The 25,532-nt window shown below is 49.3% G+C and carries 20 protein-coding genes; 11 read left to right on the top strand and 9 right to left on the bottom strand.

The features are described 5' to 3' along the window. Nucleotides 1-111 precede the first annotated feature (111 nt). Nucleotides 112-3,306 (top strand): intermembrane phospholipid transport protein YdbH family protein, encoded by a 3,195-nt coding sequence (locus ACNA05_RS00975; RefSeq protein WP_415809499.1) that lies wholly within the window; start codon nucleotides 112-114, stop codon nucleotides 3,304-3,306. An 18-nt stretch (nucleotides 3,307-3,324) separates the two neighbouring features. Here ACNA05_RS00975 and ACNA05_RS00970 read toward each other — a convergent pair whose 3' ends face one another. The 6 genes from ACNA05_RS00970 to ACNA05_RS00945 all read right to left on the bottom strand — a co-directional run bounded on the left by ACNA05_RS00970 (nucleotide 3,325) and on the right by ACNA05_RS00945 (nucleotide 9,537). Further along, entirely contained in the window at nucleotides 3,325-4,035 is a 711-nt protein-coding gene (locus ACNA05_RS00970) for an MBL fold metallo-hydrolase (RefSeq protein WP_415809498.1), read from the bottom strand. 241 nt (nucleotides 4,036-4,276) lie between these two features. Continuing rightward, entirely contained in the window at nucleotides 4,277-4,822 is a 546-nt protein-coding gene (locus ACNA05_RS00965) for a peroxiredoxin (RefSeq protein ID WP_415809497.1), read from the bottom strand. Between the two features lie 179 nt (nucleotides 4,823-5,001). Beyond that, nucleotides 5,002-6,483, bottom strand: a complete 1,482-nt coding sequence (hisS, locus tag ACNA05_RS00960) for a histidine--tRNA ligase (protein ID WP_415809496.1) — start codon at nucleotides 6,481-6,483, stop codon at nucleotides 5,002-5,004. Between the two features lie 38 nt (nucleotides 6,484-6,521). After that, complete coding sequence (locus ACNA05_RS00955) at nucleotides 6,522-7,127, bottom strand: peptidylprolyl isomerase (protein ID WP_415809495.1); 606 nt, start codon at nucleotides 7,125-7,127, stop codon at nucleotides 6,522-6,524. A 30-nt stretch (nucleotides 7,128-7,157) separates the two neighbouring features. Beyond that, the gene (pgi, locus tag ACNA05_RS00950) at nucleotides 7,158-8,729 is read right to left on the bottom strand and encodes a glucose-6-phosphate isomerase (RefSeq protein ID WP_415809494.1); all 1,572 of its coding nucleotides are present in this window, start codon (nucleotides 8,727-8,729) and stop codon (nucleotides 7,158-7,160) included. Nucleotide 8,730: 1 nt separating this feature from the next. Beyond that, entirely contained in the window at nucleotides 8,731-9,537 is an 807-nt protein-coding gene (locus ACNA05_RS00945) for a PPK2 family polyphosphate kinase (protein WP_415809493.1), read from the bottom strand. A gap of 69 nt (nucleotides 9,538-9,606) precedes the next feature. On the opposite strand from ACNA05_RS00945, the gene ACNA05_RS00940 reads away from it, so the two are divergent. Both ACNA05_RS00940 and ACNA05_RS00935 read left to right on the top strand, forming a co-directional pair. After that, nucleotides 9,607-10,224: a YceI family protein gene (locus tag ACNA05_RS00940; protein WP_415809492.1), complete on the top strand. Its 618-nt coding sequence runs from the start codon at nucleotides 9,607-9,609 to the stop codon at nucleotides 10,222-10,224. An 80-nt stretch (nucleotides 10,225-10,304) separates the two neighbouring features. Next, nucleotides 10,305-11,690 carry a TadE/TadG family type IV pilus assembly protein gene (locus ACNA05_RS00935; protein WP_415809491.1) on the top strand — a complete coding sequence of 462 codons (1,386 nt, stop codon included), beginning with the start codon at nucleotides 10,305-10,307 and terminating at the stop codon, nucleotides 11,688-11,690. An 8-nt stretch (nucleotides 11,691-11,698) separates the two neighbouring features. On the opposite strand, the gene ACNA05_RS00930 is transcribed toward ACNA05_RS00935, so the two are convergent. Next, a complete protein-coding gene (locus tag ACNA05_RS00930; RefSeq protein WP_415809490.1) occupies nucleotides 11,699-13,525 on the bottom strand; it encodes an ABC-F family ATP-binding cassette domain-containing protein in 1,827 nt (608 codons plus the stop codon). A gap of 250 nt (nucleotides 13,526-13,775) precedes the next feature. Between ACNA05_RS00930 and ACNA05_RS00925 the strand changes: the two genes are divergently transcribed. Beyond that, a complete protein-coding gene (locus ACNA05_RS00925) occupies nucleotides 13,776-17,369 on the top strand; it encodes a mechanosensitive ion channel domain-containing protein (protein ID WP_415809489.1) in 3,594 nt (1,197 codons plus the stop codon). A 15-nt stretch (nucleotides 17,370-17,384) separates the two neighbouring features. Here the strand turns inward: ACNA05_RS00925 and ACNA05_RS00920 are convergent, their stop codons facing one another. Next, a complete protein-coding gene (locus ACNA05_RS00920; RefSeq protein ID WP_415809488.1) occupies nucleotides 17,385-18,581 on the bottom strand; it encodes an alkane 1-monooxygenase in 1,197 nt (398 codons plus the stop codon). Between the two features lie 115 nt (nucleotides 18,582-18,696). On the opposite strand from ACNA05_RS00920, the gene ACNA05_RS00915 reads away from it, so the two are divergent. From ACNA05_RS00915 to ACNA05_RS00900, 4 genes are read left to right on the top strand one after another with little or no spacing between them, the layout of a single operon-like run. After that, nucleotides 18,697-19,263, top strand: a complete 567-nt coding sequence (locus ACNA05_RS00915) for a TetR/AcrR family transcriptional regulator (RefSeq protein ID WP_415809487.1) — start codon at nucleotides 18,697-18,699, stop codon at nucleotides 19,261-19,263. 39 nt (nucleotides 19,264-19,302) lie between these two features. Beyond that, entirely contained in the window at nucleotides 19,303-21,333 is a 2,031-nt protein-coding gene (locus ACNA05_RS00910; RefSeq protein ID WP_415809486.1) for a TonB-dependent receptor, read from the top strand. A gap of 38 nt (nucleotides 21,334-21,371) precedes the next feature. Beyond that, the gene (prfA, locus tag ACNA05_RS00905) at nucleotides 21,372-22,451 is read left to right on the top strand and encodes a peptide chain release factor 1 (protein WP_415809485.1); all 1,080 of its coding nucleotides are present in this window, start codon (nucleotides 21,372-21,374) and stop codon (nucleotides 22,449-22,451) included. Between the two features lie 8 nt (nucleotides 22,452-22,459). Further along, entirely contained in the window at nucleotides 22,460-22,774 is a 315-nt protein-coding gene (locus tag ACNA05_RS00900) for a hypothetical protein (RefSeq protein WP_415809484.1), read from the top strand. Between the two features lie 11 nt (nucleotides 22,775-22,785). On the opposite strand, the gene ACNA05_RS00895 is transcribed toward ACNA05_RS00900, so the two are convergent. Further along, complete coding sequence (locus ACNA05_RS00895; RefSeq protein WP_415809483.1) at nucleotides 22,786-23,151, bottom strand: hypothetical protein; 366 nt, start codon at nucleotides 23,149-23,151, stop codon at nucleotides 22,786-22,788. A gap of 316 nt (nucleotides 23,152-23,467) precedes the next feature. On the opposite strand from ACNA05_RS00895, the gene tolQ reads away from it, so the two are divergent. Genes tolQ through ACNA05_RS00880 form a run of 3 tightly spaced genes read left to right on the top strand, consistent with a single transcriptional unit; the run spans nucleotide 23,468 to nucleotide 25,491 of the window. Further along, nucleotides 23,468-24,196 (top strand): protein TolQ, encoded by a 729-nt coding sequence (tolQ, locus tag ACNA05_RS00890; RefSeq protein ID WP_415809482.1) that lies wholly within the window; start codon nucleotides 23,468-23,470, stop codon nucleotides 24,194-24,196. 1 nt (nucleotide 24,197) lies between these two features. Next, a complete protein-coding gene (locus tag ACNA05_RS00885; RefSeq protein ID WP_415809481.1) occupies nucleotides 24,198-24,653 on the top strand; it encodes an ExbD/TolR family protein in 456 nt (151 codons plus the stop codon). Nucleotides 24,654-24,657: 4 nt separating this feature from the next. Continuing rightward, nucleotides 24,658-25,491: a hypothetical protein gene (locus tag ACNA05_RS00880; RefSeq protein ID WP_415809480.1), complete on the top strand. Its 834-nt coding sequence runs from the start codon at nucleotides 24,658-24,660 to the stop codon at nucleotides 25,489-25,491. The last annotated feature ends 41 nt before the right edge of the window (nucleotides 25,492-25,532 follow it).

The following is a 25,532-nucleotide window of genomic DNA, read 5'->3' as shown; positions in this document are numbered from 1 at the left end:
TATGGTTAACCGAATGCAGACAGTTCGTAAACTTACGAAGTTTTTATAGTCCTGCGTCTCGCCACAGCGTAAGGAGGTTAAACCAAATTGGAAAGGGTCAAGCAAACGCGAATGTCACTCCAGACGGATACCACATCCCAAAAGTCAAAATCTGAGCGTCATTTGCGCAAAAAATGGTCTGTCTGGAGATGGCTAGGCGTAGCTCTGCTTTGTGCATTGCTTGTCATTGCCATTGTGGTGGTTTGGACTTGGTCGAACAGATACTCTGTTTTGGAAAGATATGTCGTGTCTGTCTTGCACGACCAAGGCATCGAGGCTGAACTGTCTATCAAAACCGCTAACCTTGAGACAGTCACTATCGACGACGTCAAGCTGACCTATCAATCGGACAGAGATCCATTCTTTACCGCCCGACGGATTGAGGCTGATTATCTTTGGAAGGAGGCGATGCAGGGCAAAGTAAAGCGTCTTCGTATCGTTGAGCCAGAGGCGCGGATTACGCTCGACGAAAACTTCAAAATTGTTGATGGCTGGCTTCCCCCGAAAAGTGAGAGTTCCCCTGGCGGTCTTTCAATTCCTGAAAACGGATTCTTTCTGGAAGATGCGACGTTTGATTTGGAAACGCCGTATGGATCCCCTGAAATTGATGTGAGCGCCACTATTCATCAGACAGACGAGTTTGAAGCGACATTAGTGATCGATGAAACCGATCTTAATTACAACGACTGGGCTCTGAAAGGGAGTGCGCGGCTCGACCTGGATGTGAACGGGAATACAAAAAATATCGACTCTTTGATCCGTGTGAGGTCTCTTGCACGCGAAACCCTCCGCCTGAGTGAAGCCACATTGGAGGTGAATGGCGTTTTAATAGCGGATACGACCCTGCCCGTTGATCTTGAGGCGCTCGACATGTCGTTTAATGGGCAGGTTAACGGTACGGCGGATCGGTTGGAAACAGAGCCTTTCACTCTGGACGGCAGCCTGTTCAATTGGACGGGGGACATAACGCGGCAGACCTCGCTTTCATCTCCAATTGGTCTGAAGGGTCAGATTGAGCTTTTAACAGAGCAGTTCACATTTGCCGACAAGAGCCGGGCCCAAGATTTGGCTAGTATGCTGACATTATCTGACGCCCTCTCGAAAACACCTATTGCTCAGCATTTTGCGCCTTCTCTGACGGAAGCCCTAGAAGGCGTTCTAGAACAATCAGAGATTAAAGCGACAGCTGATGTCGATTTTCAAAATGATAAAGCCGTGATCTCGCTACTCTCCCCAATGGATGTGGTTCGAGATCAAACTGAACTTTTGATAACGTCAACACCAGGAGAACCCGTTTATATTTGGGACCGTGTGAATGACAGGGTCACAGCCAGTTTTGATGCTGCGCTTAATCGGCCCATTCCCATGACTCTAAAAGAAACGCGGATAGAGGCTGCCTCGGAAAATGGATGGCAATTATCGGATATAACTTTATTTTCAGGGAGCATGTCGACGTCTCGCCCTTGGCAGGTGACTTCAAGTAATGAACTTGCACGTCTAGCCCCTTTCAATGCGACTATCGATTATCGAGTAGGCGTTTCGCGCCTGCTAAATATTACTGGAGGCGTTGACTTTGATGGCCGCGTGCCGGGCGGATATGTCGAAGGTTTTAAAACAGGAGGGGAGTTGAATCTCAGACTGCCGTCGCCGGGAGAGGAAGGCTTGTCAATGTCCTACTTTCCGAAAGTTAAAAAGGTCATTGTGGAGACTTTGCAAACAGAAACGGACTGGAATTTAAAAGACATCGCACTCGATTTAACGGATGGAAAAAATATTTTTGCGCTCAATGAACCCCGTGCGACAATCAATGCCGGATTGGAAAATGTGGAGTTCACCGCAGTGAACAAACTAGACGGGCGTGATTTTGATATGACCCTCGGTAACACGCGAGCGAAAGGGCTGTTGAATTCAAGAACAGAAACTCAGAATTGGACGCTCCTATTTGAACAGGCGACACTGCAATCTGATAGTTTTCCTGTCGAGGGAACACGCGGAAGCGCCCCAAAAGGAACTCTTAACGTTCTCCGCACGAATGAGGCTCTTACATTCGACTTCAATTCAGAATCTATCGATATCACCGTTTCACAAGGGTCTGTTAAAGGCATGACGGTTGCCGCCGCGGGGACCCCGGAGGATTACGCTGTTGAACATGAGGGCGGTGACTTCACCTCTGATGCCATGGACGTTCCAGACTGGCCAGTTACCGGGACGGTAGAATTCGAGGACGGCGTATTTACCGGAGAGGCTGTCGCTCGGGTCCCAAAAGCCAATAATACACCCGTAAATATAAGTTATAATTTCTCCGATGGCGAGGGAACGGCACATATTGTCCTAGAGAGTCTCACTTTCAAACCATCTGGTTTGCAACCGCAAACATTGGCTCCTGCTCTGGCAGGTAAAGTTGCGGCTGTTGAGGGAAATGTTTCTGCCGATATGCAGTTTAAGTTTGCTCCTGACACCCCGCTGGAGTCCGGAGGGGTTTTAAACATTCTGGACATGAATTTTGGTACTGCGCCGGGGCCTGTGACCGGGCTGAATACTCAGATTGAGTTTTCATCTTTGATGCCATTCCAAACTAAAGGACGGCAAATTCTGACAATGGAGAATTTTGATCCAGGAATTCCATTGGATGACGGCACTATCGAATATGAGTTGGTTCCAGAAGGGGTTAAAATTTACAATGCGCGCTGGCCGCTCAATCTTGGGGCGTTTGAGCTTGACCCTTTCACATGGATTTATGGAGCTGATGAAAACAGAGTTGTCATGCGACTTGATGATATCTCTATTAATGAACTTCTTCAAACATTCGGAAATGAAAAGCTAGAAGCGACAGGGACAGTGAGAGGTGTATTCCCAATCGTTATTCGAGGATTAAACGTTCTCGTAGATGATGGGTATTTAGAGGCAAAAGACGGCGGCGTCATCCGGTTCGTCGCAGATGAAACGGCACCGGACGATCGTTTTCAAGGGGACAATATTCTGGAGACTTGGTCGTCTGGCGATGAGGGCGTCTACAATGACCTCGCCAAAGAAGCTTTGAGAGAGTTTAATTACCGCGAGCTTACGGCGTCTATAGACGGTCCTCTGGACGGAGATGTTGAGCTTGGCGTTGTGTTTAACGGAGCTAATAAGAAGGTTCTGAACGGGCAACCCTTCGAGTTTGATATCGAAGTGCAAGGCGAACTCCTTAATATTTTGCGGAGCTTTAATTCCAACGCTCAGATAAAATCTGAACTTTTGAAGAAAGAAAACGTCACTGGGAACTAAAATATTAGTTTTACTGACTTATCCCGGCCCGCTGGTATTAGCTTTTGAATGTTTGACGACGTCATCCGCGACATAAGGATTATCTGCGCGCTCAGCCCCGAAGGTTCCCATTGGGCCATGACCTGGCACAAAACGCATGTCAGAGCCGAGTGGCCAGAGCTTGGATGTAATGCTGTTGATTAGTTGGGCGTGATCGCCTTTCGGGAAATCGGTGCGGCCGATCGAGCCGCGAAATAATACATCGCCGACGAAAGCAATTTTCATATCCTGATTGTAAATGACAACGTGCCCGGGGGTGTGACCTGGGGTATGTGCCACTTTAAAAGTCACGCCGCTCAGTTCCAACTCGTCTCCGTCATTGAGATAACGATCGGGTACGACATTGCGTCCCATTCCCGCGTGGCCGTAGCGCGCCCAGTGCTGCTCAATATCATCCATCCAGAATTGGTCATCTTTGTGAGGGCCAATCACTTCAATGCCGAAATCTTCACGTAAGGTTTGCGCGCCGCCGGCATGATCCAGATGACCATGGGTGAGCCAAATCTCTTTCAAGGAAACGCCGATCTCTTCCATAGCGGCTTTCAGTTTTTCAGGTTCGCCGCCTGGATCGATCAAGACGCCGTCTTTTGTATCCACGTCATAGAGAAGGGAGCAGTTTTGGGAAAAAGGGGTGACGGGGAGCAGTTTTAGATCGAGACGGGCCATACGCTTCATGTGTGCGTTCAGCATAACTAGGTCAAGGCTTGGTTCAGCTTAGGTTCAGAGAAAGACCTCTAAAAGGTCATAGGATCAATGATCCTCTCTCTCTAAAAACTTAGACCCGCCTGATGCTTTCAAGCGGGTCCTTTTTTAAGATCTCTTAATTTTACAAGCTTGTCATCTTTTAGACACAAAGCTGTTAGGTGAAGGGGTGTATAGCTAAACATCCCTTCGAACTGGCGGTGCAAAGCGCACCGCCTATTTTTTTGTTTTAAGCGGCTTTCTTGCGCTCTTCGCCGTTTTTCAGCCAATCCATCATAGTGTCCGCATCGGAGACTTCGTATGGATCCGTTGGGCAATCATCGCCAAAGCTGTCTTCTACGAACATTTTTTTGATCTCGCCATCTTCGACATACATGGAGTAGCGCCAGCTGCGCATCCCAAAGCCGAGATTGTCTTTCTTAACCAACATGCCCATTTTGCGGGTGAAATCGCCGGATCCGTCAGGCATCAAAAAGATGTTTTTGTTGTCCTGATCTTGACCCCATTTATACATAACGAAGGCGTCGTTCACGGAAAGGCAAACAACTTCGTCAACGCCTTGAGCTTTAAACTCCTCATAAAGTTCATCATAGCGAGGCAAGTGGGATGTCGAGCAAGTTGGTGTGAACGCACCGGGAAGAGCAAAAAGCACGATGTTTTTGCCAGCAAAAAATTCAGCTGTTTCGAGATCTTTCCATTCAAATGGGTTCGGGCCATCGAGGGCGTCGTTTCTCACGCGGGTTTTCAGGGTGACATTAGGGATACGATTTCGCATATGGTTTCCTCTTTTCTTGAATTTCAAACGTCATATAAGTGGGTAAAGTTTGCCTTCAAGAGGGAAGGCGTGGGATATGTGTGCGAAGGAATGTCGCAGGCCTTTTTGAGGCAAAGTTCGGACTCTTTGCCCAAATTACGATCAGACGCCCATTGGATCATTTCGAACGAACCCGGGAACTATTCTTCCATCATTGCTCTAACAGCCGAGACGAAATTATCCCGTTTCACCGTTTCCTGAGCCGGGCGGGAAGATTTCCATTCTTCATTGGACTCAATCGCCTTCGCCGCTTTTGCGCCCTCATAGAGATCTTTCAAAGTGACTTCGCCTTTGGCCATTTCATCACTCCCGACCAACACAGCAATCTGTGAATTTCGACGATCCGCATATTTCATTTGCTTGGTAACATTGCCAGACCCGACAAAGACTTCGGCCCGAACATTTGCAGCGCGAAGTTCAGCAGCCATTTTGAAATATTCCCCCATTAACGACTTATCAAAGGCGCAGATAATGACAGGCGGTTTCACGCTCTGTTCGAGCGCGTCCATGCGGTCCAAGGCGGATAGGAAACGCGAGACACCGAAACTGAACCCGGTTGCTGGTACTTGTTGTCCTCGAAAACGAGAGACTAAGTCGTCGTAACGGCCACCCCCGCCGATCGAGCCAATGCGAACAGGGCGGCCTTTGCGGTCGTGAATTTCCGCGAGGAGTTCGGCCTCGAATACAGGGCCGGTATAATAGCCGAGGCCGCGAACAATTGAGGTGTCGAAGCTGACCCGATCCGGCCCGAACCCAGTAGAGGTCAGGATTTTATCAATCGTGGCGAGTTCCGCGCAGCCTTCCAGGCCGCGTTTAGATTGTCCGACCAGTCCTTCTAAAGTCGCTATTGTTTTTCCACGATCCTCATTCGACGCTGTGGTAAAACCAAGCACAGCTTTGATACCTGCCGCGTTGAGTTTCGCGCCGTCCGTATAGTCGCCGCTCTCATCCTCGCGCCCTTCGCCGAGCAAAGCTTCAACTCCGTCTTCACCGAGACGGTCAAGCTTGTCGATGGCTCGAAGCACTTGAAGCCGTTGAATAGCCCCTTCATCCGTATTTGGGACACCTGAACTTTCCAAAATACCGTCGAGCAATTTCCGGTTATTGACCCGCACAGCATATTGGCCATCTTTGAGTCCGGCTGCGCGCATGACTTCCGCAGCGAGCATGATCATCTCGGCATCGGCGGCCGGGCCTGCCGCGCCGACGGAGTCGGCGTCACATTGGACGAATTCGCGGAACCGACCTGGACCGGGTTTCTCATTCCTAAAAACGCTCCCGGCTTGGTAACGGCGATAAGGTTTGGCGAGGGCGTCGTAATTTTCGGCCACAAAACGGGCGAGGGGGGCCGTCAAATCATAGCGAAGCGACAACCATTGTTCATCATCGTCTTGGAGCGCGAATATCCCCGTATTTGGACGGTCATCATCGGGCAGGAATTTTCCGAGCACATCAGCAAATTCAAACGCCGGTGTTTGAAGAGGTTCAAATCCGTTCATATCGTAAACGGAAAAAGCCGCGTCTATAAGTTTGCGCTCTGCGCGCAATAGCTCGGCAGGCTTATCTTCAAATCCACGAGGACGACGGGGCTTGGGCCGGAATTGTTTTTGCTTCTTACTCATGTGCGGGCTTTAGCGGGGTAAAACGGCGGGGTGAACCTTTATTTACGGTACGCGACGTTGATTTTCACTGGGACAGTCAGAATTTGTCCCGTCGTAACGTTATCACCGGATAAACCCTTTGCGTCCATTGCTTGTATTTTACGCACCGTGTCCATCCCTGAAATAACTTTTCCAAATGTCGCGTAGCCCTGACCGTCAGGATTTCTCTCGCCGCCAAAATCAAGAAAAGAATTATCGCCGATATTGATGAAGAAATAGGCGGCGCTACCTGTGCCGGGCTCAGACCGAGCTATGGACACCACGCCCTCTGTATTGGACAGTCCTGTTTCTGTTGTGAGTTCATGTTTAATGAAAGGAGGGATGGGTTCACTATCAAGACGTCCGCCCTGTATGAGGCTCATACCCATTTTTAACGGGTCATTATCGGCCCGGACAACCCGGTAAAAACCTTCGCCGTTGTAATACCCATTCTCAACATAGCGGAGAAAGTCGCCGCCTGAAACCGGCGCTTTGTCGGTATATACCTCTATTTCAATATTACCCTGAGTGGTTTCGAGAACCGCTATGGGGCGTTCTTGCTGCCCTGAACAGGCGGACAGAAAGGCTGCGAATAAAAGCGAAAATATTAAAGGCAAGCGGAACATAATAGTTGGCCTTTCTGTGCACCGGGTAGGCTAAGTCTTGGCTAAACCCATGAGCGCCGTTGTGCTCGCGTCATGGTTTCCCGGATCGTCCGTGTTCATTTCTTCCAAAATCGTTGTGGCAAGAACTTTTCCAAGCTCTACGCCCCATTGGTCGAAACTGTTCACATTCCAGATAACGCCTTGAACAAACACCTTATGTTCATAGAGAGCGATGAGATGACCGAGGGCAAATGGGGATAATTCATCTAATGTGATCGTAGTAGACGGACGGTTGCCGGGGAAAGTTTTTTGCGGGGCGAGCGCGTCTATATCGTCTCTGTCTCCGAGCTCCTGCCGAACAGCGTCCTCTGATTTACCCAGCATGAGCGCCTCAGACTGGGCAAAACAATTTGCCAGCAAGGCTTTGTGGTGGTCAGGGCGGTTTTCGTGATCTTTCAATATAGCGACGAAATCAACCGGCGCGCCGCCATATTTCCCTTCGCTAGGCCCCTGGTGTAGCCATTGGAAGAAGGCATGTTGACCATTTGTGCCTTCGTCTCCCCAGATGATGGGGCAGGTGAGACCTGCTTCGTTGCCGTCACGCGTTATGCGTTTGCCATTACTTTCCATTTCCAGCTGTTGAAGAAAGGCCGACAATTTGCGGAGGCGGCGGGAATAAGGAATGACGGCGAGGCTGGAGTAATTAAGGCAATTCCTATTCCAAATTCCTGTCAGCGCCATCATCACAGGAAGATTTTCTTGCAAAGGTTGATCCCTAAAATGCTTGTCCATTGCGGCGGCGCCTTCGAGGAAGTCGGAAAAGACGTCCGGACCATAAGCGATTTGAAGGGATAAACCGACGGCGCTCCAAACGGAATAACGTCCCCCAACCCAGTCCCAGAAATCAAAGATGTTTTCTTCGCGAATACCGAAATCAATTGCGCGGGTACGGTTGGCTGTCACGGCGAGCATATGATCCCCCGCCGCCGCGCCGACCCCGGCCGTCAACCAAGCCCGGGCAGATTCGCCGTTCATTTTTGTTTCCTGCGTGCCGAAACTTTTTGAGACAATAATGACTAGAGTTTCTGCTGGATCGAGACCTTTAACAGCATCGTTAATAGATGCGCCGTCAACATTTTCTGCAAATCGTAATGTCAGGCTCTGCTCGGCGCAGGCTTCGAACCCGTCAGAGACAAGTCGAGGGCCCAAGTCTGATCCGCCAATACCGATATGGACGATGTTTTTAAATTTGCCATCGCTACGGATTTCATCCGCATAGGCCGCCATATGCTGACGCATTTGACTCACGTCTCTCTGCACATCCTTAGCGCCGCCGACGCCGCGCAAAGCCATGTGTAACACAGCCCGATCTTCTGACGTATTTACAGCCTCTCCGGCAAAAAGTTTGGCGCGCCATTCCTCTAGGTCACATTGTGCGGCCATACTAAGAAGCGCATCTAGCGCCGTATTAGGTATAGCCTGTTTCGAAAAATCCACTCTCAAAGGGCCTTCGCGCATGACGAAGCGATTTAGCCTATCTGGCTCTTTTTCAAAAAGCTCACTTATGGAGACCTCGTCTTCAGCGAGGGCTTCTAAAACGTTAAATCGCGATTTTGTCGTCATTTTAAATCTCAAAATCTTCGGGTTTGAATCCAGGGTCCGGATATTGCGGATCCATTTTTTCAAGGCTTTCGCGAACGATAGAGCTCACTATAGCGCCGCGGGTCTTCCGGCAGTCGGAGGGGATCACATACCAAGGCGCATGATGCGTAGATGTGCGGCGCAGCATTGTTTGATACGCGTCCATAAACTCGGGCCAAAGCGCGCGATCTTCCAGGTCACCGGGATTAAACTTCCAGAGTTTATGGGATTCAACCAACCTTTCGCGGAGACGCTCGCCTTGTGTCTCATGGCTGATATTTAGCATAAATTTCAAGATTGTCGTGCCGTTTTCAACTAATAGACGTTCGAAATCGTTGATTTGGTCATATCGTTGTTCAATGGTTGCCGCAGAGACAAAGTTTTTGACTTTGACAACAAGGACATCTTCGTAATGACTGCGATTGAAAACGGTAATCTGTCCTGCCCCGGGGCAGACATTGTGCACCCGCCAAAGATAGTCATGGGCAATTTCTTTTTTTGTGGGGGCTTTGAAACTCGCCACATTCACATTCAAGGGCGGAGTTCGATGAAAGAGCGCTTCAGTCGTACCGTCTTTACCTGATGTATCCATCCCTTGCAGAACAATTAGAACGGAGCGTCCCGCCTCAGCATAGAGCTTATGAGCTAGATCTGCTATCTCCTTGGCATTGTCCTTGATCGTGTCTTTTGCGTCATCCTTATCGTCAAAAAGATCAATCCGTGTCGGCCTCTCAGAAAGGCGGATGTTTTTGTCTGTGACGATAAAGTCATTGGCATTCACATTTGCCATGTCATAATTCCCGTCTAAAGCTTCGTAGATGTGTCGTAGACAGGCTATTGATAAATTAAAAGGTGTAACATGTTGAGTCTGAGATATTTATCACTCTTACTAGGAGGAATTCTTCTAGTCTCCTGCGGCCAGTCCGCAGAGACATTGGTACAGAGCTCGCCTCCCGCCGCCGAGCAGGAGACGAACTGGATGGTCAATCCGGACGGAAGTTTCATCCGGTTTACTGCCCAGCAGCAGGGGAAGGAATTTGAAGGGGAATTCACAGAATTCAATGCATCTATCCTGTTTGATCCTGATAATCTGGCAGACTCTGAAGTCACTGTTACGATCCCCCTGCAAGGCATAGATGCGGGGGATAAGGAAAGGAACGATACTTTACCAAGCAAAGCTTGGTTTTCGGCAAAAGAGTTCCCTGTCGCAACATTCCGGTCGGACCAGATTGCCGAGGTGGGGCAAGGCTCTTACGTTGCAAATGGCTCTCTTTCTATAAAAGGCATGACCCACGACATTGAGCTGCCTTTCACACTCTCTCCCGCAACGCCCGCTATCGGGGAAACGACAGTTATGACCGGAATGACCAGCCTCGATCGGACGCAATGGAAAATCGGAGAAGACCCTTGGAATACGGGTGAATGGGTCAGTAAAGGTATAAAGCTAAATATTCAAATTACCGCTACACGAAAATAAACCCTTATTTAACCGTGTTTTAAAAGCACACATTCATTCTTGTTTCTTACTTATAGTTTTGGGGAAGGAGAAGGATTAATGTGTTTAACAAAACAACATTTACCCGTTTCCGAAAAGATGAAAACGGGCAATATGCTATAATGACGGCGATTTTATCGTTGCCTCTTCTTGCGGCTTCGAGTGCCGTACTGGATTTCACGAGTGCAACAAGCGAGCATAAAGCGGTAAAAAACGCTTTGGATAACGCTGTTCTGGCGGCCGCAACGAACAATAGCGTGTCAAATGATCAAAAAGAGGAATTGGCAAGAAAGCACTTTCGAGGCAATTATTCCGGACGCGCTGATGTCTCACTTGATCCTTACGCCAAAGACGGGATGGTTTCGATGGTCGCCTCCGGTATCGTTCCATTTTCCGTTTCAAGAGCATTTGGCAAAGATGGTATAAAGATCAAGACCAAGAGCGCCGCACTACGTTCTGAACAAAATATAATTTGCGTTCTCGCTTTGGCAGAAAATGAAGATGAATCCATAAAGTTTTCTGGCGGTCTCGAGTTTTTAGCTCCCGAATGTTCGGTTCATACGAATTCCGTTTCTCACAAAGCTCTAATGTCAAAAACGGACACCATGCCGATTGCGAAATCTTTCTGCGCGACAGGCGGTGTTGACGGTGCGTTTAGTCCCTATGCGAAAGGGGAATGTCTACTCGTCGAGGATCCTTATCTGAACACGCAGCTACCTGAGATCGGAAGTTGTGTTTCTGAATTAAAATTCAAAAAACCTAAGAAAAAGGGACGCGACGACGACGACGATGATGACGACGATGACGATGACGATTCGTCGCCATATGGTGGGGGATCATCCGAAGCCGGAAGTGAGATTGAAGAGTCCGAAAACGGGACCGGAAGCTATGCGACCCTGCTGCCAGGAACGTATTGCGGTGGTCTGACAGTTGACGGCCGAAGCGTGACGTTCCTTCCGGGGGATTATATCATGCTTGACGGCGCGCTTACATTTAAGAACGGCGCGCAGGCTATGGCGGACGGAGTGACATTTGCCTTCTCCGGCGAAAAGTCACGCTTGAAAATCGAAAGCGGTTCGAATGTTCGCGTGAAAGCTCCGGCATCAGGTCCGCGCAAAGGTTTGGCGTTTATGGAAATGGCCGACTTGCGCAAAAAGAAGAAAGATAAAAAGGGCAAGAAGAAAGAGAAGAAATCAATTGCGAATACGATTTCCAGTGGAGGGCGGCTCGAAGTCTTAGGGACGGTTTATTTTCCTACCCAAGCGCTCGTTGTAGAGGGTGAAGGCAGCCGGATGGGCGCCAAGGCTCCCGCGACAAGTTTCATTGCTCATACGATTGATTTAGATGGTTCGGCGGGTTCCCGCGTGCAGGTGAATGTAAATCACCGCGCCGCAAATTTACCTCCTATTCTCCCCAGAGCTGAAAATGGAGCGATTTTGATAGAGTAATTGTGCCTTTATCTCTCTGACTCTTCTCGGATCATTTCTAACTCTAGCCACTCTTCTTCTGCCGCATTCAGTGCCGAGCGAGTCTTTTGGAGCGCCGCATTCACTTTTGCAAAGGCGCTGGGGTCTTTGCTGTAGAGTTCGGGGTCTGCCATTTCTTGCTCTAGTTCGGCAATCAAGGATTCAAACTTTGCCATTTCCTGTGGCAGTTTCTCTAATCGAAACTTATGTTTATAGGACAATTTAGGGGGCGACTGTTTGGGGCTGGAATCTGTGGTGCTTGGAGACGATGATGATTTCGTCGGAGACTGCTGCGAATTGGTTTTCGTCAAATCTCTCGATTGAACCCCAGCGCCTCTTTGGGAGACCATATCGGAGTATCCCCCGGGATAGACTTGCCATTGACCCGGTCCTTCGTAAGCAAGCGTGCGGGTCACAGTTCTATCTAAGAAGTCACGATCATGGCTCACGACGATAACCGTGCCGTTATATTCCGAAACCATTTCTTGGAGCAAATCCAAAGTCTCCAGGTCTAGGTCGTTGGTAGGCTCATCCAATATAAGAAAATTGCTGGGGAGACGTAGGCCCCGGGCCAGCTGCAATCGACCGCGCTCACCGCCTGATAAAGCGTGGAGGGGCGTTCGGGCCTGTTCAGGCAAGAAAAGAAAATCTTTCATATACCGCATGACATGAACGGAATTGCCGCCGACTATGACGGTGTCATTCGCTCCGTCTGTCAGTGCGTCTTTCAACGTCCAGTCAGGATTTAGACTTTCCCGTTTTTGATCAATCACCAAGGATTCTAAATTCAAACCAAGCTCAACCTGACCTTCATCGGGATGAATATCGCCCATGATAATCCGAAGAAGTGTTGTTTTACCGGCGCCGTTCGGGCCGATTAAACCTAGGCGTTCTCCGCGGTTAATACGCAGGGAGAGATCTTTCACGATCGGTCTCTTATCGAAGCTGTGGCTGACATCAGTTAATTTCACGATCTGCTTGGAAGAACGGTCTGCCTCCGTCACAGTTATTTTAGCGCTGCCTGTGACTTGGCGCTGATTTTTTATAGTCTTACGCAGATCTCCAAGCTCCTTCAGGCGCCGGACATTGCGTTTCCGGCGTCCCGAAACGCCGTGAACGACCCAGCGTTGCTCACGATGAACCTTACGGTTCATTTTGTGACGTTCGAGTTCTTCCTGTTCCAGAAACTCATCCCGCCAATCTTCAAAAGCCCCGAAACCTTCATCTAGATCACGGGTTTCGCCGCGGTCCATCCAGACGGTTCGTTTAGATAAATTATCGAGAAAGCGACGGTCATGTGAAATCAAAACGATTGCGCTCTGACTTCTTCCGAGTTCTTTCTCAAGCCATTCAATAGCGGGCAAATCGAGATGGTTGGTGGGTTCATCCAACATTAAAATGTCAGGGTCAGGTGCCAAAGTGCGCGCAAGAGCGGCGCGCCGCATTTCCCCTCCGCTCATGACGGAAGGGTTTTCTTCGCCGCTTAATCCCAGAGCGTCCAATAGATAAGGAATTCGGCTACCATCATCCGCCCCGATTAACCCATCTGCTATATAATCGTAAGATGTTTGGAAGGCAGATAAGTCTGGCTCCTGTGGTAGATATCTCCAACTAACGCCGGGTTTGACAAACCGCTCTCCCGTGTCGGCTTCTACCAACCCAGCAGCGATTTTCATCAAAGTCGATTTACCGGAACCATTGCGTCCGACCAGACAGAGACGCTCTCGAGGATAAACCATGAGGTTGCCATCCTCCAGCAAAGGCGTGCTACCAAAGGTCAGGGCGATATTGGAAAGCGTTAAGAGGGGTGGAGCCATGTGGCGTGGTTTAGGCAAGGTGCAGCCGAAAGGAAACAGTCTTTATGCTTAAGGCGTATATCAAACGCATCTGACTATTGCCCTTCAGAGGATGTCGTTTGAAGAGTGAAAGGAAGGGATAGCAAAGGCTTTCGCTCTTTTTTGTCTATCTTATTGAAATGACAGTGCCAAATCGGTGAACGGACTTGCACGGCGTTGATGTTTGTTTATCAATGAAAATGAACTTTGTTGATAAAGGCCGACTCTTTTGATGCGTCATTTTCTGATTACAATATCAGTGATCCTGTTCAGTCTGGTTCAGGCATCATTTTCGTTCGCTCAAACGACCCAAAATACATCCGTTCCGTCCAGCTCTGCTATCGAAGCGAGTATAGCGGATTTGGAAGATAATTCAGAGCTTTCCGAAGAGCAAATTCAGACAGCAACGGATTTATACAAAGAAGCGCTTCAGCGCTTGCGGGATATTGCCTTGGCTCAAGAGCAGGAAACGCAATACCAATCCGACTTAACAAATTCTGCTGCAGTACTTAGAGGTCTGAATGAAGAGATCGAACTAGCGAAAGAGCAACTTGATACACCCCCCCTCACGGAGATGGAGTTGGGGGAAGAGCCCATGCGGGAAGAGGATCTGCTTGAGCTTGAGCAGGAACTGGCTTCCCGAGAATCCGAACTTCGAGGCCTGCGCTCTGAGATTGATGGCTATCGGGCTAGTTTACAGGCGCTGAGTACACGTCAGGTAAATGCTCCAAAAGAACTCATAGAAGTTAGGGCCGAGCTGGGAACAATCACGTCAGGCCTTGCCGATTTAGGAGAGGTAGAAACGGCGTCAGATGTGCTGGGGAGGGCGCGCCGCGTAAATCTGAGGGTGAAAGCTAAATACCGCCGTCAGCAAATTGCGACCTTGGAGCGTGAAGTTGCCAGCCTACCCCGCCGGAATGAAATTATTAATGCCCGACAAATGCTCGCTGAACTACAATCGCGTGAATTATCCCGCGAAGTTCAGGTTCTTCAAGAAAGAACTGGTCAGCGGCGGTTGAACGAGGCTTTGCAATTTCAAAGCACTGTCTTGGCGGAGGCGGATCGCTACAGCGATTTACATCCGGTGCTATCCAAAATGGCAGAGCGAAACAAGGAATTGGCAAAACAGGTTATAGGCTTGGCTGCAAGTGAAGCTGCTATTTCCCGAAACACGGCGTCAGCCCGGTCCCGCCAGGATGATGTATTGGAAGATTTGGAAGTCGCCAGAGACCTTGCCAATCTTGAAAGTTTGGACCGGGATGCTGGCGCAACATTACGACGATTGGGCAATCAACTTGTTTCCCCGCAGGCAATTCGAGCGGATTTAAATGAGACGCAAACCCTGTTGGTCAATGCGACCCGTCAGAGATTAGTGGCGCAGGAAGCTCTGCGCGATTTGCCGGTCGGGCGCGTAAACCCAGAGACGGTTCTGAACGCGGCAAGACGCATCAACCCAACCTTGCCCGCTTTCAACTCTGAAGAAATTGCGGCGCTTCAAATCCTCAACGATTCTCAACGTTCGCTTCTTTTGCGCATTTCGACAGAAGGAACTGACCGTGTTACGGATATTCGCCAGCTTCAAGCCGCACAGGAAAAGTTGCTAGAGACCACCCAAGACTTACAGTCCTTACTTGATGAAAAGCTATTGTGGATTCCTAGTGTGCCGGCAATCGGCGTCAGTTGGCTGCCAAAAATTGTTAATGGGAGTCTGGAGTTATTTGCGCCTGAACACATCGTTTTAGTTTTTGAGACTCTAACCTCACAGCTTCAAAAATATTGGCCTCTCGCTTTTATTTTCGGCGTTGTAATTATCGGTTTGTATCGGACGCGGCCTTGGCTCTATGCAAATATTCAAAAGCGTTCGACTGAAGTCGGCCGGGTAAAAGTCGATAGCGCTTGGCATACACCGGCGGTTCTTGTGGCGGGGTGTCTCATAGCATTACCGCTACCACTATTATTTTTATTATCGGGAATTCTGTTCGATCTTGTTGATCTCGCCGACCCTGTTGTCGACGGCGTCGAAAACGCCTGTTATTTTTTAGCCATTTTCCTCTTTATCGTTCTGACTTGGCGAGTTTGGGACCGAGATAAATCCCTATTCGGGACCCATTTTAAAATGGCGGCAATTGTTCGTCAGACCGTCAATAAACAACTTAGGTGGTTCGTGCCCGTCGTCGGCGTGACCTCAGGGTTATTGGCCCTGACGACAGATATGACTAGCGCTGGCATCTATGAAGGCCTGTCTCTACTACTATTTATTTTAACCTGTCTTGTGCTCGGCGTTTTCGGTTTCAAGATCACATTGTTGGAAAAAAATAAGTTTTCAAATACGTCAAACGACCCGGGCTGGTTTGTTCGGTATAATGGACTTATCTCTGTATTTATTATCGGTATCCCGATAGGCGCAGCGGCTCTTGCCGCGGCAGGATATTATGAAACTGCAGACGAATTGCTGTGGCGGTTTTTCATGTCCGCCCTGCTTCTGTTCCTAACTTATTTAGTGTGGGGAACTATTCGCCGGGTAATTGTCGTGGCTCAGCGCCAGCTTCGTTATCGTCAAGCGGTTGAGCGTCGCGATGCTGCCATCAAGGCCCGCCGCGAGAAAGAAGAAGCCGAAGAACGCGGAGAGGAAATGTCTCCGCCGCCGAAAGTCGATACGAAAGAAATCGATGTTTCGTCATTGACGCGTCAATCTGCTCAATTACTTAATACGCTTATTATTATTGCTTTTGCGGTTCTTATGTGGGCGAACTGGTCCTCTTTATTGCCAGCATTATCTATTTTCGATGGTATTGATGTCTGGACATACAAAACCGGCGAATTGGATGAATTGAATAATCCGATTGAGACGGCGGTTACCCTTTGGAACGTGCTTCAATCACTCGTCATATTGGGACTAACATTTATTGCAGCCCGTAACTTGCCGGGCTTTCTGGAGATTTTCGTTTTAAACCGCCTCGGGGTTGATCCAGGCACACGCTACGCTGTTGTCACAATTTTGGGTTACATAATCATTGCGCTTGGCCTGATCGTTGGGGTTAACAGGTTAGGTTTGCAGTGGTCGCAGTTGAAATTTGTGGCGGCCGGTTTGTCGGTTGGTATCGGTTTCGGTTTGCAAAAGATTATCGCGAACTTCGTTTCCGGCCTCGTAATTTTGTTTGAACGGCCTATTCGCATTGGTGACTACGTCACAATCGGAGAGGAAAGCGGATTTGTTTCTCGAATTAAAATTCGGGCGACGACTCTAAATGATTTGGATCATCGTGAAATTCTGATTCCGAACGAAGCCCTTATCAGTGAAAGGGTGACTAATTGGACGCTTTCAAATTCCGTAACACGACTGATCGTCAAGGTTGGCATTGCCTATGGGTCAAACACGGACAAGGCGCGGGAGTTGATGTTAGATACGGTCAAGAAATTGCCTAAAGTTTTAGATACGCCGCCCCCGTCGGTCTTGTTCATGGGGTTTGGGGACAGTTCACTAGATTTCGAAGTCCGCGTATTTCTGCGTACTTTTGATGAACGCGTGCCAATGACACACACCATTCATACTGAAATCAATAAAACACTCGAGAAAGCAGGCATCCCGATCCCGTTCCCGCAACGCGACCTCAATATTGTTACGCAAAATGTACCGTTAGAATTTTTACAGAAATCAAAATCGGCTCAGAGTCAGGCTAAGAAAGCATCAACGTCAAAGGCCAAAGGCAAGACGGGGAAGGCAGCCAAAACAGCCCCTAAGTCCAAATCTGCGCTTAAGCCTAAAACTAAGACGGCAACTTCATCAAAATCGAAGACAGGCTCTTCTCCTAAATCGGAAACCTAAGAAGAGCCTAAGCGATCAGACCGAGGCAGAATTGCGTGTGGATGCTTTATTTGCTTCGGGCTTAACGACGGATTGTTCAGCTTCCCATTGGCAGACGAGGTCTTTCGTTAGAACCTTGTTCATATCACCGTTTACGCCTTTGAGGACAAGCGGGTCCATAACCCTGCGAAAGAGCGGCGGAACATATCCAATCAGGAACATCAGCATATAACCAAAAGGCAGAGCAGGAACCTCCTGAAACTGCCGCAGATATTGATAATGCCGAGAGGGGTTAGCGTGATGGTCTGAATGACGGGCCAAGTTGAAACTTGTCAAATTAGTGACGAGCAGATTGCAATTCCAGCTATGGTGAGGTTCGCAAGGAAGGAATTTTCCGTCCGGACGTCGATCACGTAGCAGGCCATAATGGGCAATGTAATTCTGCGAAGTCAGGGCTGTGGCAGAAACAAACCAAGCCAAGAGCATATAGGCAAGGACGGAGACACCGAAAATAACGATCATTACGCTCCAGAGGATCAGAGCCATATCTGTGGCGAGAACGACTTCATTCTTTAGAGAAAAGCGGGAATAGCCTTTTCGGTCGGCGCGCCGTTTCTCAATTTTCCAGGATCGTTTCCATGCACCTGGATATTCGCGACTCATAAACTGATAATAGCTTTCACCAAATCTCGAGGTCGCATGATCGCGCGGTGTGGCGACATCGGAATGGTGCCCCATGTTATGTTCGACTCGGAAATGGCCGTAAAAGCTTGGTAGAAGCATGAAAAGCGCGAACCACTTCGAGACTTTATCCGTTTTGTGCCCGGTTTCATGTCCGGCATTGATTGCAAAGGCCAGGCCCCAGCCATGGCTTAAGCCTAAAGCCAGATAAACATCCCAAGGCCACGACTGTTTAGTGAAAAACCATGCTCCACCAACCCACGTCAAATAGATGGCAGGTAACATGGCGTGGACCATGAATTTATAAAATTTCGAACGACTTACTTCGTCCTGAATGAGGCCCAGGAGGTCATATTTGTCATCTCCGACAAAGTAATCCAGCGCTGGGACGAGCACATAAAATATTGCGACAGGTAGCCAAACCCAGTGTGGATTGCCCGTCGCAAGAGCTAACGCAATTCCCAACAAAGGCGTGGTTGGAAACGTAAGAGATATAAGCCAGAGGTGACGTTTCCATTCCGGTTTCGTCCTAAGAGTTTCAATAAACGCCATTCACTTCTCCCCTATTGATAAATTTATCATTAATTGGGAGGGAGGAATTGTCAAGGTCGTCGCAACGGTCTAAACGAACATCTTGGTTCTCAACTTACTTTAATTAGGCCTCACCATGCGCAGCCGAAATCGATTAAGCCCGGAAGCCCGGCGCCATCAATTAGTGGAAACAGCGATCGCGACCTTTGCAGATATAGGCATAGAGCGAACAGGGCATGGCGACATAGCAAAACGGGCAGGGGTTTCGACTGCGACGGTCTTTAATTATTTTCCGACGCGGGAAGAGCTGACACAAGACGTGCTGAATGAAATTGAGGCTCACGTTGTCGAGATGTTTAAAAACCTACCGGAGACTGGATCAGCAGCGAAAGACCGGGTTTTGTCGATGTCCGTTGCCTATGAAGAAATGATTGAGGAGCGCCCCGCGACTTTGAAAGCCTATCTTAGTTGGTCGGTGTCATTTAATCCCGACCTTCGGCCTCAATATTTGGCTACGCGGAGCCATATTCTTGAATTGATAAAGACATCTATGCCGGCTCCGCTCGATAATGAGACCGATGCTCTGATAATTTATAATGCTGCCAATATGATGGCGGTTATGAAATTTGACAAAACGCCTCGCGACGTCATGGTGAAATTTATTCTACGTTTGATTGATGCGCTCTTGGCTGAGCCGAAATAGTCACTTGATACATTGAGCCTCTCTGGCCATAGGGCGGTTATGAAAATCAAAACCTCTCTCTTTTTATGTCTTTCGCTTTCGGCTCTTTCTTCTGCCGTGTGGGCGCAGGACTCCCAAACTACGCCAACGCCGAAAGAATCTGATTCTTCCGGTGAGATCAACGAAATCATCGTTAGGGGCATTTATGACGCTGATTTTGCTATCTGGGACGTCCCGGCAAGCGTAGACGTTTTAGGTGCTGAAAGCTTGGAGCGCATATCCGCCGTACATCCAGCCGAGGCACTGAACCGAGTTGCGGGCGTGAATATTCATCGCGGGAGCGGTCAGGAGCATTTGACCGCTATTCGTTCTCCGGTTTTAACCGGGGGGGCCGGGGCCGGTAGTTTTCTGTACCTCGAAGACGGCGTGCCGCTGCGGGCTGCAGGTTTTGCAAATGTAAATGGATTGTTTGAGGGCGGTACCGAATTCGCGCAAAGCCTTGAAATTTTTAAAGGGCCTGGCCCAGCGCAATATGGCTCGAATGCCGTACATGGGCTCATTAATATCACTTCTAAAGGCGTCGAAGGTAAAAACACATTAAAGGTATTGGGCGGCGAGGATGGCTTTATTTCGGGTCTTGCAAGTGCGTCGAACGGAGCGTTTCGTCTCTCTACGTCTCTTGCCCATGATGACGGTTTTCGTAACGATAGCGGGTTTGATCAACAGAAAGTCCAGCTTAAATACCAAGGGGAATTGGGACCTTGGTCTGTCGATTGGCTAAGCTCTTTTAATAACCTTAATCAGGAAACAGCCGGATTCATCGAAGGAAATGCCGCATATAAAGATGACGCCATCCGCTTTACCAACCCTAATCCGGAAGCGTTTCGCGACGGTAAAAGCTATCGTACTCAAGCCCGTTTTACTCGAGGTTTTGGGGGGAACACGCTTACAATGACGCCTTATGCGCGCCGTGTTGAATTACGTTTTCTTCGCCATTTTGTCCCCGGCCAAGCTCTGGAGAAGAACGGGCATAGTTCCTTTGGTTTGCAAACTGCATTTTTCGGGGAGGACTTCAATGTCGGGGCCGATATTGAGTATACTGACGGCTTCTTATTCGAATTCCAGGACAATCCTGACCAATTCTCATTCACTCAGGGGCTTCATTATGATTACGAAGTGAAGGCGCTTGTCGGCGCGGCTTACGCGCAGCGGGACATTGAACTGGGGGCTTCAACGACACTGGATCTCGGCGTCCGGGCGGAATACACAAATTATGAGTATAATAACCAAGCAAACACGGGCCAGAGCGGACGTTTCATCCGAGTAGCTGACCGAAATGATGATTTCCTGACCGTGACCCCAAAAGTCAGTCTGAGACACCATCTGGATGATCGCTCCCTAGTTTACATACGGGCTGCCAGAGGCTCCCGCGCGCCGCAAGTGACGGATCTGTATTCCGTTCAGCTTAACCAAGTTGCGGGCGAAGCAGATGTAGAAACGCTTGATAGTCTGGAGGCAGGATTCAAACGGGACTTCGGGAAAGCGCAAGTTGAATTTGCTGCTTTTACCCAATGGAAGGACAATTTCTTTTTCCGGAACGCAAATGGGTTTAATGTGGTGGACGGCAAAACGCAGCATACTGGGCTGGAGGCAAGTTTTTCAGCGGAGCTAACGGATTGGTTGTCCGTGTCTGGTGACGGAACATTAGCGCGACACACTTATGATTTCTCGTTAGACGAAGGGTCTCCGGCGAATAATATTACGCAAGGCGACCGCGTTGACACAGCGCCGGATACGCTTTGGACAATACGCGCGACAGCCCGTCCAAATGACCTTTCTACCATAGAAGGTGAATGGCGCCATGTCGGAAGCTATTTTACGAATCCGGGCAATACAGAAGACTATCCCGGACATGATATTTTCGTTCTTCGCGGGGATTATAACCTGACAGCGGCTCTTAAACTTCAGGGCCGAATTGATAATGTCTTTGATACACGATATGCAGACAGGGCTGACTTCGCTTTCGGGAATGAGCGTTATTTCCCCGGACGGCCCCGCACGCTGTTTTTAGGCGTGAGCGCTGATTTCTAAGAATTGACCAACCCACTTTAACGGACTAACCCGCCCTGATGCACATCCCAGATATTAAACTCGCCCAAGTTCTTGACCGTTTCGAACAAATCGAAGCGCGGATGAGTGCAACTATGGACAGTGATGAAATCGTCCAACTTGGTAAAGACTATGCCGAGCTAAAGCCTGTGGCGGACGGCGTTCGAAAACTTCGCGACGTTCGTTCCGAGATGGCTGACCTCGAAGCTATGGTTGCGGATCCGGATAACGGAGCTGAGATGAAGTCCATGGCGCGCGAAGAAATTCAGACGCTCAAAGAAACGCTTCCAGGTTTGGAAAAAGAAGTCTCGCTTTTACTCTTGCCTAAAGACAAAGATGACAACGCCTCTATCGTTTTGGAAATTCGGGCCGGAACAGGCGGGGACGAAGCCGCAATTTTTGCTGGCGATCTTTTTTCCATGTATGCCCGTTATGCTTCCATTCAGGGATGGAAGGTCGAAATCGAGAGCGCAGCCGAGGCCGATATGGGGGGATACAAGGAAATCGTTGCCTCTATTTCCGGCGCAGGCGCTTATGGGAAAATGAAATTTGAATCCGGCGTTCACCGGGTGCAACGGGTTCCGGTGACTGAAACGCAGGGCCGAATTCATACGTCTGCCGCAACTGTCGCCGTTTTGCCTGAACCCGAGGATATTGATATTGGCTTCTCCATGAGTGACGTTCGTGTCGACACAATGCGCGCCTCAGGCGCAGGCGGTCAACACGTCAATAAAACTGACTCAGCCGTTCGGATGACACACGTCCCAACAGGTGTTGTCGTAGTGTGTGATGCGAAATCCCAGCATATGAACCGGGCAAATGCCGAGCGTCTCCTGAAAATGAAGCTCTATGATATGGAAAAGCAGCGCCTTGATTCCGAACGCGCCGAAGAACGTGCGGGTCAGGTAGGATCCGGAGATCGTTCAGAACGGATACGGACTTATAACTACCCTCAGGGCCGTGTCACGGATCATCGTATTGGATTAACTTTATATAATCTGGATAAAATCGTTGCTGGCGACGCATTGAACGACGTGGTCGACTCACTTTTGGCTGAAGATCAGGCCGCTCGTCTTGCCCAAATGGAAATGCAAGGCTAGGGCAGAGCATGTTTGCTATAAGTTATAAATTCGCTCTGAGCACCCCAACCCCTGAAAACGAAAAGAAATTTGCCGAGTGTTGGAAAGGCGTTACCCAGTTTTTTCAAAATAATGCCGGTGCTCTGGGAAGCCGCCTTCACAAAGGCGAAGACGGCGCGTTCTACGCCTATGCAGAGTGGCCAGATAAGGCGACTTTTGAAGCCTCACAACAGGTTTTACCGACAGAAGACTTCGTTAAAACCCGCCTCGTTTGGGCTGAAATATGTGAACCAAGCGAGATATTATGGGCCGGGGAGGTCGTAGCTGACCTCCTCAAATCTTAAAACAGGCTTAATTATGCGTCCGGGTCAGGAATAATTTCGCCGACGCCCGGGCCCACTTCGCCAATTTCAATATTTGTCTCGCAAATATCAACGATTTCGCTCCCTTGTTCATTGACATAAATGACTTCGGCAGGCTTGACGACTTTGATTTGTTTCACCTTAGTCTGAATTGGCTCGTAAGGCGGGTTTTCTATTTGTGTAATGGCGTATTGAACTTTTGTCTCAGCCGGAATGACTTTTTTGGTCAAGCCTTCAACCGAGACGCAAGTTTGAACCGGCTCGGGCGCAATAATTGTTGTCCGAGCTTCTGGTTGAGTCGTTTGACAGGCGGAAAAAGCAGTTCCGCAGAGTAAAGCTAGTAGAGTAAAGCGGCGCATATCGGCCTCCCATAAAGATTTGTTGCCCTTGTTATCAGCTCTGACAGGACAAAACCATGACAAGTCTGCGCCAATTTGGTGGCGAAGAGCAAGCCTTTTACACCCGGAAAGCAGTTTTCCGAGGAATTGCGGTTAAGGTTAAGACTTTCTTTCCAAGCGTAAATCTATGTGTAAAGGCGAAAAAAGGCGTGGAATGGGATGTTACAGCCTGTTAATTGGAAGAGTGGTGTCGCTCTGCCTATTCTGCCCTTGAATTGACATAAATTTTTATAATGGGTCGCCCCTACGCGAATCCCGGCAATTGAAGGCCAATATTATGATGATCGACCTTATCTTTCAGACGACAACGGCTCTGGAACCCATCTCGAGCACCGAGTTTTCTTTTTGGTCACTGTTTTTACGCGCCGATTGGGTGGTAAAGGGTGTAATGGTCCTGCTCGCTATTGCCTCCCTTTGGTCTTGGGGCGTCGCGATAGACAAGGCGATTATGTTCTTTGTCCTGAAGCGGCGCGCAACGGATTTCGAGGATACCTTCTGGTCTGGACGTACTCTTGAAGATCTGTCGGCATCGCTCGGCAATGATACCCGCGATCCGATGGCACGAATTTTTTCAGCCGCAATGCGCGAATATAATGAGGGCCGGACGTCTCCTCGCACCGAAGGCGCCCTGCAAAACACTCGCCAACGCATTGATTCAGTCATGAACCTGATTATCAACCGCGAAATGGCCAAGGCGGAACGCGGCATGGCGGTACTGGCAACGGTATCTTCAGCGTCTGTTTTCGTGGGTTTGTTCGGGACGGTTTGGGGCATTATGAATGCGTTCCGCGCGATTGCGGCGAGTCAGAACACTAACCTCTCTGTTGTCGCCCCGGGTATTGCCGAAGCCTTGTTTGCGACGGCTTTGGGTCTAATTGCAGCGATCCCTGCGCTGGTTTTCTATAACAAATACAGCAATGATTTGGACAGCTATGGCGGCCGTATTGAAGGTTATGCTGACGAGCTGTCTGCCATCCTTTCACGTAAAATAAGCAAGGGGCAGTAATATGGGGGCTTCCGTTTCATCCCGCGCCGGACGAACCGGGCGCGGAAGTGGACGCCGCCGCAATCGCGGTGGGCGTCTGAATTCAGATATCAATGTGACGCCGCTTGTCGATGTCATGTTGGTCTTGCTCATTGTGTTCATGGTCGCGGCGCCGTTGCTCTCGGTTGGCGTTCCATTGGAACTGCCAAAAACTGATGCGAAAAGCCTGCCGAGCCAGACGGAGCCGATTACAATTTCTGTCGACAAAGATGGCGGTATATTCATTCAGGAAGCTGAGGTTAGCCTTGACGACTTGGCATCCAAGCTCTCTGCCGTGGCCGCCAATGGCTATGAAGAACGCATTTATTTGCGCGCAGATGAGAACTCTGATTATGGCGCAGTGATGAAAGTCATGGCGCGGGTCAACGCTTCGGGCTTTTCTAACCTGGGCTTGGTAACAGATCCGGTGTCGCAATAGAGTTATGAAGCTCGGTCTCCCAATATCCATTGGCCTTCATGTTGCGGCCGTGACGGTGGGACTCGTCACCTTTTCCGGTGATGTGACGCCGTTTGAGGAAACGCGGATCATTCCGATTGACCTGATTTCAGTCAGTGAGACGACAAACATTTCTGCGGCCATTCGTAAGCCCAAGGAGGCATTGCCGGAACCTGAACCGGAAGAGCCCATGATGCTGGAAACGCCCATGGAAAATTCCGAGGAAGAGTCCCCTGAAATAAATGAGCGCACGGAAGAGCCGGTCGAAAAGACCGCGGAAGCCGTCATACCGGAACCAGCCAAAGAACCCACTGAAACGCCGGATAAACCGAAAGAAGAGCCAAAAGAGCCGGATGAACCTGCATTTGACCTCGATAAGCTCTCGGGACTTGTCAATAAAACGCGAGATACGTCTCCGGAGAAGAACAAACAAAAAACTCTTGAATCAGAGCAGAATACCTACCGCTTTGCCGATGCTGCCCGCGCCGGAACAGGTGAGGGCACGGATATGACTCTTTCGGAACTAGATGCTCTGCAGTCGGCGATGTATAAATGCTGGCGTATCCCGGCCGATGCTCAAAATCCGGAAAAATTAATCGTCAAGTTAGATGTAAAACTCTTACCGGGCGGCTTTGTCGAAGATGTGAAAGTCAAAAACCGTATGGCGGCCCGCCGTAATGATCCCGGAAACCCTTTTTGGGAGGTTGCGGAACAACGCGCGGTTCGGGCCGTATCGCAATGCGCGCCTTATGATTTTTTACCGGATGATAAATACGCTAATTGGCGAAACCTCACATTGAATTTTGCCCCTCAATTGTAAGATAACGCTAAAACTGATAGCCAAACCCTAAGAAGCAAACC

Origin of the sequence: Litorimonas haliclonae (assembly GCF_965138505.1) — a bacterium.
GTDB lineage: Bacteria > Pseudomonadota > Alphaproteobacteria > Caulobacterales > Maricaulaceae > Litorimonas > Litorimonas haliclonae.
Note: the sequence above shows the minus strand (reverse complement) of the source record. Positions and strands in the feature narration are given on the sequence as shown.

Excerpts from the sequence above, each read along its gene's own strand:
- pgi (WP_415809494.1), bottom strand. The coding sequence starts at position 8,729 with ATGACGACAAAATCGCGATTTAACGTTTTAGAAGCCCTCGCTGAAGAC.
- prfA (WP_415809485.1), top strand. The coding sequence starts at position 21,372 with ATGCACATCCCAGATATTAAACTCGCCCAAGTTCTTGACCGTTTCGAA.
- ACNA05_RS00965 (WP_415809497.1), bottom strand. The coding sequence starts at position 4,822 with ATGCGAAATCGTATCCCTAATGTCACCCTGAAAACCCGCGTGAGAAAC.
- ACNA05_RS00910 (WP_415809486.1), top strand. The coding sequence starts at position 19,303 with ATGAAAATCAAAACCTCTCTCTTTTTATGTCTTTCGCTTTCGGCTCTT.
- ACNA05_RS00940 (WP_415809492.1), top strand. The coding sequence starts at position 9,607 with ATGTTGAGTCTGAGATATTTATCACTCTTACTAGGAGGAATTCTTCTA.
- ACNA05_RS00900 (WP_415809484.1), top strand. The coding sequence starts at position 22,460 with ATGTTTGCTATAAGTTATAAATTCGCTCTGAGCACCCCAACCCCTGAA.
- ACNA05_RS00930 (WP_415809490.1), bottom strand. The coding sequence starts at position 13,525 with ATGGCTCCACCCCTCTTAACGCTTTCCAATATCGCCCTGACCTTTGGT.
- hisS (WP_415809496.1), bottom strand. The coding sequence starts at position 6,483 with ATGAGTAAGAAGCAAAAACAATTCCGGCCCAAGCCCCGTCGTCCTCGT.
- ACNA05_RS00895 (WP_415809483.1), bottom strand. The coding sequence starts at position 23,151 with ATGCGCCGCTTTACTCTACTAGCTTTACTCTGCGGAACTGCTTTTTCC.
- ACNA05_RS00925 (WP_415809489.1), top strand. The coding sequence starts at position 13,776 with ATGCGTCATTTTCTGATTACAATATCAGTGATCCTGTTCAGTCTGGTT.
- ACNA05_RS00975 (WP_415809499.1), top strand. The coding sequence starts at position 112 with ATGTCACTCCAGACGGATACCACATCCCAAAAGTCAAAATCTGAGCGT.
- ACNA05_RS00880 (WP_415809480.1), top strand. The coding sequence starts at position 24,658 with ATGAAGCTCGGTCTCCCAATATCCATTGGCCTTCATGTTGCGGCCGTG.
- ACNA05_RS00885 (WP_415809481.1), top strand. The coding sequence starts at position 24,198 with ATGGGGGCTTCCGTTTCATCCCGCGCCGGACGAACCGGGCGCGGAAGT.
- ACNA05_RS00955 (WP_415809495.1), bottom strand. The coding sequence starts at position 7,127 with ATGTTCCGCTTGCCTTTAATATTTTCGCTTTTATTCGCAGCCTTTCTG.
- ACNA05_RS00920 (WP_415809488.1), bottom strand. The coding sequence starts at position 18,581 with ATGGCGTTTATTGAAACTCTTAGGACGAAACCGGAATGGAAACGTCAC.
- ACNA05_RS00945 (WP_415809493.1), bottom strand. The coding sequence starts at position 9,537 with ATGGCAAATGTGAATGCCAATGACTTTATCGTCACAGACAAAAACATC.
- ACNA05_RS00970 (WP_415809498.1), bottom strand. The coding sequence starts at position 4,035 with ATGCTGAACGCACACATGAAGCGTATGGCCCGTCTCGATCTAAAACTG.
- tolQ (WP_415809482.1), top strand. The coding sequence starts at position 23,468 with ATGATGATCGACCTTATCTTTCAGACGACAACGGCTCTGGAACCCATC.
- ACNA05_RS00915 (WP_415809487.1), top strand. The coding sequence starts at position 18,697 with ATGCGCAGCCGAAATCGATTAAGCCCGGAAGCCCGGCGCCATCAATTA.